Raw genomic sequence first — 12,267 nt, 5'->3', positions numbered from 1 at the left:
GTTCTTGGACGAAAATCAGGGGAAGCAGCCCTAATAGTCGGCACAGGCTAGAAAGGGCAAATAAACCTAATAAACCGCCAAAATTAGGACTTTGGGCAATAAAACCGCCGATTGTTGTACCTAAAGCTCCACTTACGCCCCCAACAGCCGCAACAATGGCAAAATAGATAGATTTATTTCTTGTCGGAGCAATTGCCAGATACATATTAGTGCTACATAAATCAACACCTGCCCAAGTGATGCCAGTGAAAATATGTAAAATCGGCAACCATAGCCAAAAATCAAGTTGATGATTACCAATTCCTAACCAGAATAATGGTGTAATTGCGACTAAAACGCCAACACAGACGAGAATGGGACGATTACCAATTCTATCAGCTAATTTCCCCCACAAAATCAACACTAATAGATTTGCCCCAGTCTGAAGACTGTTATAAACAGTTACTAAAGTCACATCTAAATCTAAAGTATCTAATAAATAGAAGTTGAAAAAAGGTGCGCTCAAATGCACAGCCAACATCCAAATACTAAAATAAAGTAGAAATAGTAAGAATTTAGAGTTTTGCTCAATAATAGTAATCCAATTAGTTTCTTCTTGGCAAATATCTTCAGGAGGACTTTCACAACCATTCCAACTGTACTGATTTTGTAATTGCGGATTGACATCTACTTGGAAATACTGGCAAAACAAACTAATAATCCCGCCAATAGTCCCTAAGGATAGAACTAATCCATAACCTTGGATAGTTCCACCATACCAATGTGATATTACAAATCCCGCTAAAGGAATACATATTAAATTCGTCAGATGACAAGCACTATTCCGAATCCCAAAATATCTCCCTCGTAACCTGCGGGGAACAATAATTGCTAACCAACTTAGCCAAGATGCACTTCCTAATCCCCCTAAAAGATGACTAAAAAGCACAATTGACAGTGTTAATATTATCAATTGTTGGGAATTGAGGACACTGGAATTATTAGCAAAAATACCAATTACTAAAATTAGCCATAATAAACGAGAAGTTCCAAAAGTTAATAGAGAATACTTGAATCTACTGGTAGTCTGTTCAGAAATATAAGCGCCCACAGGTTGAACGAAATTTACCAACATGGGAATTGACGATAACATTCCAAATATCAGGGGAGTAGCCCCCAACTCAACTAACAAATTACTAACTAAAATTCCTCCCGTACTCAAAGAAAAAATAGACGCAAAAATAGCATCTACCGTAGAAGCTTGTAAACTGGTACGAATATCATTTTTAGTAAATTGCTTAGGAAACTGTTTAGTCAGTGAAGAGTCGAGATGGGAAGTCTGAATATCCAGTGGTTCAACGATGTCAACTGGAAGAGAATTCATATTATCATGTCAATTAATGACAAATTAGAGAGTGGATATAATTACTGATAAATTGCTATCTTTTGCTCTTGTATGTTTCAACAAAAAGTTGTTTTTCTTCAATATCAGTTTGCAGACTCACAGTCTATAAAACACCTCAGAAAATGTCATCAGTATTGCATAATTAGGAGATTAGTCGAGTTTTTGCGATTAATAATTGGGGAAAAGATCCAATTCTCCCTTATTTCTCCCCATGAAAATAATTGTTTATATTTATACTGATCCATTATTAGATACCGTTCCCAGCCCAGATGATTGGGGTTGGGAAGTAGATAAAATTTATGAAGATTTGGCAAAACGCACCCAATTACAACAATTATTAATTGATTGGTAAAAACCAGTACCAAACTTCATTCTGCGATTAATTTTTGTGGTGGGTTTGATCTCAAACTGCTGTAAGTACCATGATCATATAAAATCAGGTATGAACCTTTCCCCAGCGCTACCGTCTACAATTTGACGTAGTAGTGTACAGAGTGCAAAAACCATGAGACGTAGATACAAAAAAGGCTTTCAATTATTGATCAGCTTTAGCCTATTTACCACCTTAATCACCCTATATCCCGTCACCGCTACCCCTCTACGCAACCCGGATCAGACCGTCAACTGTGAGCTTCTCGTTGTGGGTGGTGGACTCTCTGGAGTAGCCACAGCTTACGAAGGGTTACTCGCAGGACGCACAGTTTGTTTAACAGAAATAACCGACTGGTTGGGGGGACAAATCTCCTCCCAAGGCACATCTGCATTAGACGAAAGACCAACTCAACGAGCTAAACAATTCTATTCTCGCGGTTATTCCCAATTAAGAAACCGCATTCAACGCAAATATGGCAAACTTAACCCTGGTGATTGTTGGGTAAGTGACTCCTGTTTTTTACCTCGGGATGCTCACAATATCATGACACAAATGCTCAAAGATGCTGAAAAAAAAGGTAGAGGAAAATTACAATGGTTTGCGAATACAGTAATTAAAGATTTAGAAATTAGCAAAGATGGCAAAATTATTAATAATGCCATAGCTATTCAACATCAACCAGCAAAAAATCAACCCCCTTTAAATACTTATCCTTTATCCCAAACCATTGAAGATGCTTATAGTTATAAAAACTCATCACAATTTAGTAAAACTATTATTCGTTTTCTGCCTAAACAATCCCTAAATAATCTCGAAAAATGGTACGTTATAGACACAAGTGAAACCGGGGAAATTATCGCTTTAGCCGATGTTCCTTACCGACTAGGAATTGATGCCCGTTCCTATCTTGAACCTTCATCTTCTAGCACGACAGATGATCCTTATTGTCCTCAAGGTTTCACCTATACTTTTGCAATGGAGGCAACAAAAGAACACCAAAGCCAAACAATGCCACCATTTTATTTACAATATTCACCATATTTTAGTTATGAATTAAAGCGATTAGCAAACTTTGATTTAGTCTTTACCTATCGCCGAATTTGGAGTCCGCAAAGAGGACAAGCAACTACATTTAATGGTGTGAAATTTACTTCACCAACACCAGGGGATATTTCTATGCAAAACTGGACTTGGGGAAATGATTACCGTCCAGGAACAGCCGCAGATAATCTTATTTACAGTCGTCAACAATTAGAAAATTCTGGACAGTTGAAATCTGGAGGTTGGCAAGGTGGACTACGCACAGAAACTTTGCGTAAAGCTGAAGAAAAAGCATTTTCCTATTTTTATTGGTTGTATGGGGGAACTACAGATTCTCAATTAGGTAATGGTGTTAAACAACCGCAAACAAATATCCGTTTCTTAACAGGTTTAGATTCGCCAATGGGGACGGTTCATGGTTTATCTAAATACCCTTATATGCGGGAAGGAAGACGGATTATTGGTCGTCCAAGTTGGGGACAACCGGAAGGTTTTGGCATTTGGGAAGTTGATATTTCTCGGCGTAATTATAATGATGAATATTATCGGAAAACTTTGCCGGCAAATATGTATCGCAATCTAAAAGCAGCGGTGGCTGGTTTGGAAGCGACATCTGTAATTAGGGGGGAAATTCCTCCAGAAAAAGTTATTCGCCGGAGTCGTTCGACAATTTACCCTGATGCTGTGGGTATTGGTCATTATGCCATAGATTTTCATCCCTGCATGGCAAAAAGTCCAGTGGAAGCACCTGGTAATCAGGAACGTGCTGGAGAAAGGCGGGGTGCAGGACTTGCTTATCCTTTTCAAATTGCTTTGCGGGCAATGATTCCCCAAAAAATTGATAATTTATTAGTAGGAGGAAAAAGTATTGCTACTAGTCATATTGCGGCGGCTGCTTATCGGGTTCATTCTTTTGAATGGTCTTCTGGTGCGGCTGCGGGAACTGTGGCGAGTTTTGCACTAAAAGAAGGAATTGCACCATATCAATTGGTTGATGATTTACCTCAACAAGAACCACAATTACAAATTTTAAGAAAGTTGTTGGAGGCGAATGGGAATCCTACGGCTTTTCCTGATACTTCTATTTTTAATGAAAATTGGGATGATTGGCGGTAGGTAAAATATGATGGCACAAGATACCCGACTTCTCAAAGAAGTCGGGTATCTAAAATTTAATCTGCAAGAAATTCAGAATTGAGGGTTTGTTCGCAGGTGTAAGGACATATTTGGGGAAATATCTGTTGACCTAATTGAGTTTCTCTCATTGCTAATGCTAAACCTAGTTCATAAGCTGTGAGGAAAACTTCTTCTAAATAAGGTTTTAAACTGGGACTATCTTGTAAAAGTAGTTTTATTTGAATCCGTTGTTCTCGAATTGTACTCAACCAACTACTGCTGCGTTTTTCTGCTTGAAATTGCCATTTTAATAAATGTCCTAGCAACACAGCCAATCTATTTCTAAGTTCTTGTCTTTCTTTTCTTCCCAAGGTTTCTAATTCTTCAATTAGGTTGACAGTATCTAATGTATCCCATTGTTGAGTTTTGAGTAAATTAACCTGTTCTTGAGTCCAAGCATGAAAGTCGTTTGTATAGAGGAGAAATGTGTTCATTTCCGCACCTATTATAGGTTTATATATTCTTAGTTCAATTCTATTCTATATCTCATATAGGAAGTTATTAAAAGGTAAAATGTCAATTACTTCATAGATATAAATTAATATTTTTACATATTATCAGCTTGTGTCTGACTACTAACTCAGCCAGCAATGGATTAAACTGGTTATTTGTAATGTCAGTTTTTACAATGTCGTTTTTGGCTCATTTTTCTATGGTGACAAGAATTGCAGATGTGTACAGTATGGCTTCAGCACCAACTGTGACACCTGACCGGGTTAATCAGGTGACTCGGAAAACCTATCCTAATTATAAGGTGATTGTGTTGAATGATGATTTCAATACTTTCCAGCACGTGGCTGAGTGTTTGATGAAGTATATTCCGGGGATGTCGGGCGATCGCGCTTGGGATCTCACTAATCAAGTACACTATGAAGGATTAGCAATTGTCTGGACCGGTCCCCAAGAACCAGCAGAATTATACCACCAACAACTTCGTCGGGCTGGGTTGACAATGGCTCCCCTGGAAGCAGCCTAATTATGTCAAAACCTACTGATGGTAGACTTGTTTGGAATCACTCTACCCATATTCCTGGTCTAATTCCCATTTTAGAACGTTTGTGTCAACAGCATGGTATTGGGACTGTGACACCGGCGGTGATTGGTAGAGCTAAGGGTCATGCACCAAAAATGCAGTTGCGGGTGTCTGTACCTATTCGTGGTGGCTATAAAATCATTGCTCGTCAAGGTAAGACGGTGCAGGAGGTGTTTATCCTCACAACTTTACTACAGGATGAACTCGAAGGTGCGATCGCTATTGCTATGAGAATTGCCTAAATTATGAATTTACCAATAGCAAGGTTGGAGCTAAATTCAGTTCTAACCTTGACTTTTGATTATTCTTCAATTTTATGAACTGCAAACTTATGTAACGGTAAACTCAAAATACAAGAAAATGTTAAAAAATATGACAAAGCTGTAGTAATTCTTAAAGTTATCATTACAGATTCCCCGTCAAATAAGAATACCTTTTCTATCCCAAAACCGACGCAATAAACTAACCAGTACGCAAAGCTCATTCTTAAGAGACTTTCTTCTGTTTCTTGAAAATCATCAATGGCTTGATTGTCATCTTTTAATAACCAGAGACCGACAATACAAGCGATTGAGGAAATAGCCACCACAAACTCATGGCAACATAAATTTACCGTAGACATTGGTTTTCGTCTCCATTTTCAATATTTTTATATTCCTATGGAAATTTAGTCTAAAGGAATATGCTGGAAAGTTGTGCAAAATATTTACAAACTGCAATCCCTCAACAACTTTCTTGACATTCTCAGCGGCTGCAGCCGCTGAGATTCTTTAATCAAAGACATGACTTGCTCACACAGGATTTCTCCAACCTGATAAGTATGTGAACACAATAAAACCAATCTGTGTAAAGAAAAGTAAAATCCCCTAAACCCTCTTCACTCTTGCCTTGCCATAACGACGATTTTCAATGCTAACTACTTATTATATTGATTTTTTTCAAGTTAGTGGTGCAAAAGTTATTGATCAATTAAAACGCGCGATCGCTAGAATATCACCGGAAGATCCGATCTGTCAATAAAAATGGGCGTTGCTGATTAAGGGTATGAATTTTAGTCTCACGCAAAAGCGAGGCAGCGCGGTCTTGGGGGTTTCCCCCATGAGCGACTGCCGTAGCAAAGACGCACTGAGGTTTGAGCTTTAAAGGTTCAATTTGGGAATTTCATACCTCAATTCAGCAATGCCTAAAAATGATAAACTACTATTTTGTACATCCTCAAATCCTGAAAATCCTGATTCAGACAGAAAGGATTTTCAGGATGTTTTGGTTAAAGAAACGTTAAACATTAGTCCCCATAATCATACAATGCCTAGCAAATTAAATCTCGATAGCGGTAAAACTCTCCGAAAAGGTGCAAAAGGATCACAAGTTACACAACTACAAGAAATCTTAAAAGCACTTAATCTAAATCCAGGAACAATAGATGGTGATTTTGGTAATAACACCCTCAAAGCCGTTAAACAATTTCAAAGTCAAAAAGGACTTGAAGCTGATGGTATAGTTGGGAAAAATACTCAAAGTGCCTTAAATAACGCCCTGGGAGAAGCAACAACAAGCGCAGCATCATCTATATCATCCTCAACTTTAAGCACCCCTACAAAAGGTTTTGGTGGGACAACTGGAAAACTACCACTTCCAGGTATTCCTCTCATCAAAGAATTTGAAGGTTGTTATTTAAAAGCTTATCCAGATCCTCTCAGTGGCAATTTACCTATTACCATTGGTTGGGGTTCTACTAAAAAAAGAGATGGTAGTAACTGGAAATTAGGTGAAAGCATTACTCAACAAGAAGCAGATGATTTATTGATGCTTCAGCTAGAGAATAACTATCTCCCACCTCTGCAAAAAATTCCTGTTTGGAATGAATTAAACGCCAATCAACAGGGCGCTTTATTGAGTTTTGGTTATAACTTGGGTGCTAACTTTTATGGTGGATCCAACTTCTCAAGCATGACTAGAGTTTTGAGAGATAAGAAATGGGATGAGATTGAAAAAACTTTTCTCAAGTATAGAAATCCTGGTAGCAATGTAGAAGCTGGATTAAGACGCAGAAGACAAGCAGAAGCTAATCTATTTTTAACCCCTGTTTAATTAAAAATACCTTGTCAAAACTGGAAAAAGCCTTGATTTGTAGCGACTGTCTTGATTGTCAAGCGATAGCTTCGCTCGCCGCAGGCATCGTCAAATAAAAAGTTAAACTCTAGGAAAAAGCACATTGGTAGGGTGCGTCAGACTGCGTAAATCCTGCAAATAAACAGATTGTTGATATCTGACATACCCTACAACCGATTTTTAGAAACCCAGAATCTAGATTTTATCAGGGTTTGAGGATTTTGGTGAGAAATCCGGGCAAAGCGGTGTTTTCTGAGTTGGGAACTTCCTCTAAGATGCAAGGATGGGTTGACATGAGAAAACCCAATAAATTTTCTACTAAAATTAAAAATTAAGTGAAAAGATGACTTGGTATGGAGCAGATAGAATGATGAGAGTTTGGCTTATATGTTTTTTTATTCTGTTTGCTTTAGCGGAATTTTTTAAATGGTTACGAGGTTTCTCTGTTCCTGTTCCGTTACCAGTATATATTTTAGGTGGGGTATTTTTAGCAGTTGCCTCTAATTATGATAAAATATTCGGCTATTACCTCAGTGACATTAACGTAGTTAAACATACAGAAATTCCCCAGAGAATACTTAAGTTGGCATCACCGGCAAACTCAACTCCAATTCCTGGATTGATTTCTAGTGATGTACCTGAACCCGATGTTCAAGAATCTGTGAAGGATTGAATTGCTATATAGCAGAAGTTCAGGAGTCAGAAAAAAGAAAAAAGAAGAAAATTGTCACCAGCTTGTTGTCTACATCAGGACAATATGTGGGTGTTGCATCAGAAAATAAATAAGTCTGTAAATATAACCCACATAAAACATAAAATTTTTGTTAAGCTTACTGAGAAATTAAAAGTTGAGTAGTTTTTGAGACAGAAAAAAGTAGCAAATACTACGAATTGTATTGAATGAGGACAAATATCATAGATACGGAGGAACAAAAATAAGTGTTCAAAAAATTGACTATTATTGGGTGTTTAACTCTATTTTTGCTGGTAGGGTTGTTAACAGGAAATGCTTGGGCAGAGACCTCAGCAGCCGTACCTGATCTGAATACAGGTGATACAGCATTTATGCTGATTTCCTCAGCTTTAGTATTGCTGATGACACCAGGATTAGCATTCTTTTATGGTGGGTTTGTGCGATCGCACAATATTCTCAACACATTGATGATGAGTTTTGTGTTGATGGCGATTGTGGGAGTCACCTGGGTACTTTGGGGTTATAGTCTTTCCTTTGCCCCTGGTTTACCCTTCATTGGTGGTTTACAGTGGCTAGGGTTAAATGGTGTTGGTGTAGAAACCACAGGTTATCTCCAAGGTTCAGCCCCTGCGGAGGTAGTTTCCTATGCGGGGACAATTCCCCATCAAGCATTCATGATCTATCAAGCCATGTTTGCAATTATCACCCCAGCTTTAATTTCGGGAGCGATCGCCGAACGCATGAGTTTCCGTGCCTATTGCCTATTTGTAGTCCTGTGGTCAACCTTTATCTACACACCCCTAGCACACATGGTTTGGGCAAAGGGAGGATTCTTAGGTTTATACGGCGGCATCGGTGCTCTCGACTTTGCTGGTGGTACAGTAGTGCATATTAGCTCTGCTGTTTCGGCACTAGTCGCAGCTATTGTCCTGGGTCCGAGAAAAAACTATCCAGATCGTCTGAGTCCTCCCCACAATGTCCCCTTTATTTTGTTGGGTGCCGGCTTACTTTGGTTTGGTTGGTTTGGTTTTAATGCTGGTAGTGCCTTATCCGCCGGTACAGTAGCCACAGTCGCCTTTGTTGCTACTAATACATCCGCGGCCGCCGGGTCGTTAATGTGGTTGATTCTAGAAGCTACATTACGGGGAAAACCCACCGCTGTAGGGGCAGTTACCGGTGCTGTCGCTGGTTTAGTGGGAATCACCCCAGGAGCAGGATTTGTCACCCCTGTAGCCGCAATTTTAATTGGTTTTATTACCTCTTTCCTCTGCTTCTATGCTGTCAGTTTTAAACACAAATTGCAGGTTGATGATGCCCTAGATACCTATCCTGTACATGGTGTTGGAGGTACTATCGGGGCGATTTTAACAGCTTTTTTTGCCACAACTGAAGTAAATAGCGGTGGTAAAGATGGAGTACTGCGCGGTAACTTCGGTGAATTGTTTGTAGAACTAGCAGCGATCGCCATAGCCTATATTATTGCTGGTGTAGGAACTTGGATCATTCTGAAAATTATTGCTGCTACAGTTGGTTTACGAGTCCCAGATCAAACCGAAGATCAAGGCTTGGATATCAACGAACACGGGGAAGAAGGTTATAACTCCGAATTTGCAGATCGGATCTCTAATAAATAACTCAAGTTGCTAGTACAGATTGGCGTAAATAAACCAACCATTCTAAATCCTCCAAAAGCCTATACTGTCTTCATTTTGACTTTTGACTTTTGACTTTTGACGAACGCCTTGCGGTACTAGTTATCTCGTTGAGGCTGGTAATAGGTAATTGGTAATAGGTAATTGGTAATAAAAACTCTGGTTTCATCCTGTTCATCCTTTAATCGGTGGACATCTTGATTCTGACAATTTACCTAACTAGCAACTTAGATTAAGTAGAAGGCAGGAGAGTAGGGGAGAATATTTTTCTTCCCACTGACAACAGAGGACGAACAACTGACAACTAAACTTAATACCTGTAATGTTTCTTAGTCGTGTCTAATCGTGTAAAAACTTTTCCTATCTGGGGACTATTCGCACTGTTAACTAATATTATCCTAATGTTAGCGGTTATCTTATTGATTTGGCGACAGCAAAAGCTAACCCCTGTGTTAGCAACCACAGCTATTCCAGATCCCCCAGAACCAGTTAACCTGAACTGGAAAAATCAATATGTAGCACCAGAATTAGGACCCCGTCATAAACTCAGTTATCCCCAATGGTTGGATATTCTCAAGCAAGAAGCTAAAATAACTGCTGACAAAAAGCCCCAGCGATTAACCATACTAGCGGGAGATTCTCTGAGTTTATGGTTTCCACCGGAGTTATTACCTGAGGATAGAAGCTGGCTAAATCAGGGCATATCCGGGGAAGTTAGCAATGGATTATTGCAAAGATTAGATTTTTTTGATCGCACCAAACCGGAAAAGATTTTCATTATGGTGGGCATTAATGATCTAATTCGCGGGTTAGATGATCAGGAAATTTTAGCTAATTATCAGCAAATTATCAGTTATTTGCGAAGAAAACACCCCCAAACAGAAATTGTCGTTCAGTCAATTTTGCCCCATGGGGGGGAGGGGATAACTTGGGAAGGAAAAGAAAAACTCCTAGCAATTCCCAATCCTCGGATTCGTAATTTGAATCAGGAATTGAATCATCTCGCTACTGAAAAGGGGGTGAAATATCTGAATTTACATCCCTTATTCACCGATAAACAAGGTAATCTTCGGTCAGATTTTACCACCGATGGTTTACATCTGAGTCCCCCAGGTTATCTCGTTTGGCGGACTGCCTTACAGATGTATACTAACCAACAAATAACATCCCAGGCAACTAAACCTGAAAAGATCAACTCAAAAAGTAGGATATAAATCCAAAATTTTCCATCTCAATTGCCTCGAAACACGAGAAAATCAAAAATAGTAATTATTAGTGGTCAATCTAGAATGGATACAAAAGCTTTTAAACGTAGCCTTCAACATTCAGACAATTACAATCGTAAAGGTTTTGGTCATCAAGCGGAAGTCGCTACCCAGTTACAATCTGAGTTTCAGAGTAACTTAATTCAGGAAATCCGCGATCGCAACTACACCATCAAACGTGGTAATGTCACCATCCAACTAGCACAAGCATTTGGTTTTTGTTGGGGCGTAGAACGGGCTGTAGCTATGGCTTATGAAACCCGGCAACATTTTCCCACAGAACACATTTGGATTACCAACGAAATTATTCACAATCCATCTGTGAATAAACGAATGCAAGAAATGCAGGTACAATTTATTCCCGTTATTGACAAACTGAAAGACTTTTCTGTTGTTAATAGTGGTGACGTAGTAATTTTACCAGCCTTTGGTGCAAGTGTTCAAGAAATGCAAATATTGCATGATAAAGGTTGCCAAATTGTTGATACTACCTGCCCTTGGGTATCCAAAGTATGGAACACCGTAGAAAAGCACAAAAAAGGTGATTATACCTCAATTATTCACGGAAAATATAAGCATGAAGAAACAGTTGCCACCAGTTCCTTTGCCGGGAAATATTTGATTGTTTTAAACATAAAAGAAGCAGAATATGTCATTAATTATATTCTCAACGGTGGCGATCGTGAAGAATTTTTAGCCAAATTTTCCAAAGCCTGTTCAGCAGGATTTGATCCTGATCAAGACTTACAACGGGTAGGAATTGCGAACCAAACAACCATGCTCAAAGGTGAAACCGAACAAATCGGTAAAATGCTAGAGCATACCATGATGCAGAAATATGGACCAACAGCATTAAATCAGCATTTTCAAAATTTCAACACCATCTGTGATGCCACCCAAGAACGTCAAGACGCTATGTTAGGATTAGTCGAAGAAAATGTAGATTTAATCATAGTTATTGGTGGGTTTAACTCATCCAATACTACCCAACTACAACAAATTGCCTTTGATCGAGGTATTCCCTCTTATCACATTGATTGTGGAGAACGGATTCAATCAATTAATAACATTGAACATCGGCAATTAACAGGAGAATTAGTAATTACAGAAAATTGGCTACCAGCAGGAGAAATCAAAGTTGGTGTGACTTCTGGTGCTTCAACACCAGATAAGGTAGTTGAAGATATAATTGAGAAAATTTTTGCCCTCAAAGCAATAGCATCTGTAGTTTAAAATATACTTAACACGGTTGGGATATGGACTTTTAAGAAACTAAGAAAAACCCAGATTTGTAGGGGTTTAGTAAAACGGGCGGTTACAAACCGCGCCTACACAGGCAAAACGCAAGTGGGTTTTAATCCTACCTTCCGCACCCTAAACTGTCACACAACGAAAATTGGTCGTTTGGAGATTTGGTTTTAGCGAACTGCTTGCAGCAGCGCTTCGCTATCGCCTACCAATATTTCTTGGTTTTGGTACAAAATACAACATTAAATGGGGATAAAAATCAGAAAAAACCGATTGTGACACCGGGGGG

The 12,267-nt window shown here is 38.9% G+C and carries 12 protein-coding genes; 9 read left to right on the top strand and 3 right to left on the bottom strand.

All coding sequences use genetic code 11. The features are described from left to right. The coding region (locus PN471_RS05785; RefSeq protein WP_271776028.1) for an MFS transporter at positions 1-1,363 on the bottom strand (1,363 nt) is incomplete at its 3' end. A gap of 232 nt (positions 1,364-1,595) precedes the next feature. On the opposite strand from PN471_RS05785, the gene PN471_RS05780 reads away from it, so the two are divergent. Together PN471_RS05780 and PN471_RS05775 are read left to right on the top strand one after the other, a co-directional pair. Beyond that, positions 1,596-1,736, top strand: coding sequence for a hypothetical protein (locus PN471_RS05780; RefSeq protein WP_271776027.1), 141 nt, complete (start codon positions 1,596-1,598; stop codon positions 1,734-1,736). A gap of 153 nt (positions 1,737-1,889) precedes the next feature. Further along, on the top strand, positions 1,890-3,914 hold the full coding sequence (locus PN471_RS05775) for an FAD-dependent oxidoreductase (protein WP_271776026.1): 2,025 nt from the start codon (positions 1,890-1,892) through the stop codon (positions 3,912-3,914). A 56-nt stretch (positions 3,915-3,970) separates the two neighbouring features. On the opposite strand, the gene PN471_RS05770 is transcribed toward PN471_RS05775, so the two are convergent. Continuing rightward, positions 3,971-4,408 (bottom strand): DUF29 domain-containing protein, encoded by a 438-nt coding sequence (locus PN471_RS05770; RefSeq protein ID WP_271776025.1) that lies wholly within the window; start codon positions 4,406-4,408, stop codon positions 3,971-3,973. 218 nt (positions 4,409-4,626) lie between these two features. Between PN471_RS05770 and clpS the strand changes: the two genes are divergently transcribed. Then, positions 4,627-4,950: an ATP-dependent Clp protease adapter ClpS gene (clpS, locus tag PN471_RS05765; protein ID WP_271776031.1), complete on the top strand. Its 324-nt coding sequence runs from the start codon at positions 4,627-4,629 to the stop codon at positions 4,948-4,950. A gap of 2 nt (positions 4,951-4,952) precedes the next feature. Next, a complete protein-coding gene (locus PN471_RS05760) occupies positions 4,953-5,249 on the top strand; it encodes a DUF2103 domain-containing protein (protein WP_027401012.1) in 297 nt (98 codons plus the stop codon). A gap of 59 nt (positions 5,250-5,308) precedes the next feature. Here the strand turns inward: PN471_RS05760 and PN471_RS05755 are convergent, their stop codons facing one another. Further along, a complete protein-coding gene (locus PN471_RS05755) occupies positions 5,309-5,629 on the bottom strand; it encodes a hypothetical protein (protein ID WP_271776024.1) in 321 nt (106 codons plus the stop codon). A gap of 683 nt (positions 5,630-6,312) precedes the next feature. Here PN471_RS05755 and PN471_RS05750 point away from each other — a divergent pair. The 5 genes from PN471_RS05750 to PN471_RS05730 all read left to right on the top strand — a co-directional run bounded on the left by PN471_RS05750 (position 6,313) and on the right by PN471_RS05730 (position 11,963). Then, on the top strand, positions 6,313-7,098 hold the full coding sequence (locus PN471_RS05750) for a glycoside hydrolase family protein (RefSeq protein ID WP_271776030.1): 786 nt from the start codon (positions 6,313-6,315) through the stop codon (positions 7,096-7,098). Positions 7,099-7,489: 391 nt separating this feature from the next. Beyond that, the gene (locus PN471_RS05745; protein ID WP_271776029.1) at positions 7,490-7,792 is read left to right on the top strand and encodes a hypothetical protein; all 303 of its coding nucleotides are present in this window, start codon (positions 7,490-7,492) and stop codon (positions 7,790-7,792) included. A 266-nt stretch (positions 7,793-8,058) separates the two neighbouring features. Then, the gene (locus PN471_RS05740; protein WP_271776023.1) at positions 8,059-9,447 is read left to right on the top strand and encodes an ammonium transporter; all 1,389 of its coding nucleotides are present in this window, start codon (positions 8,059-8,061) and stop codon (positions 9,445-9,447) included. A 419-nt stretch (positions 9,448-9,866) separates the two neighbouring features. Next, a complete protein-coding gene (locus PN471_RS05735; RefSeq protein WP_271776022.1) occupies positions 9,867-10,679 on the top strand; it encodes an SGNH/GDSL hydrolase family protein in 813 nt (270 codons plus the stop codon). Positions 10,680-10,754: 75 nt separating this feature from the next. Beyond that, complete coding sequence (locus PN471_RS05730) at positions 10,755-11,963, top strand: 4-hydroxy-3-methylbut-2-enyl diphosphate reductase (RefSeq protein WP_271776021.1); 1,209 nt, start codon at positions 10,755-10,757, stop codon at positions 11,961-11,963. Positions 11,964-12,267: the final 304 nt, after the last annotated feature.

Source organism: Aphanizomenon sp. CS-733/32 (assembly GCF_028330045.1).
Classification (GTDB): Bacteria; Cyanobacteriota; Cyanobacteriia; order Cyanobacteriales; family Nostocaceae; genus Dolichospermum; species Dolichospermum gracile.
This window is presented reverse-complemented; position numbering and strand designations above follow the sequence as displayed.

Bases quoted from the DNA above. Each gene is read 5' to 3' on its own strand.
- PN471_RS05780 (WP_271776027.1), top strand. From the start codon at position 1,596: ATGAAAATAATTGTTTATATTTATACTGATCCATTATTAGATACCGTT.
- PN471_RS05775 (WP_271776026.1), top strand. From the start codon at position 1,890: ATGAGACGTAGATACAAAAAAGGCTTTCAATTATTGATCAGCTTTAGC.
- PN471_RS05770 (WP_271776025.1), bottom strand. From the start codon at position 4,408: ATGAACACATTTCTCCTCTATACAAACGACTTTCATGCTTGGACTCAA.
- clpS (WP_271776031.1), top strand. From the start codon at position 4,627: ATGGTGACAAGAATTGCAGATGTGTACAGTATGGCTTCAGCACCAACT.
- PN471_RS05760 (WP_027401012.1), top strand. From the start codon at position 4,953: ATGTCAAAACCTACTGATGGTAGACTTGTTTGGAATCACTCTACCCAT.
- PN471_RS05755 (WP_271776024.1), bottom strand. From the start codon at position 5,629: ATGTCTACGGTAAATTTATGTTGCCATGAGTTTGTGGTGGCTATTTCC.
- PN471_RS05750 (WP_271776030.1), top strand. From the start codon at position 6,313: ATGCCTAGCAAATTAAATCTCGATAGCGGTAAAACTCTCCGAAAAGGT.
- PN471_RS05745 (WP_271776029.1), top strand. From the start codon at position 7,490: ATGAGAGTTTGGCTTATATGTTTTTTTATTCTGTTTGCTTTAGCGGAA.
- PN471_RS05735 (WP_271776022.1), top strand. From the start codon at position 9,867: ATGTTAGCGGTTATCTTATTGATTTGGCGACAGCAAAAGCTAACCCCT.
- PN471_RS05730 (WP_271776021.1), top strand. From the start codon at position 10,755: ATGGATACAAAAGCTTTTAAACGTAGCCTTCAACATTCAGACAATTAC.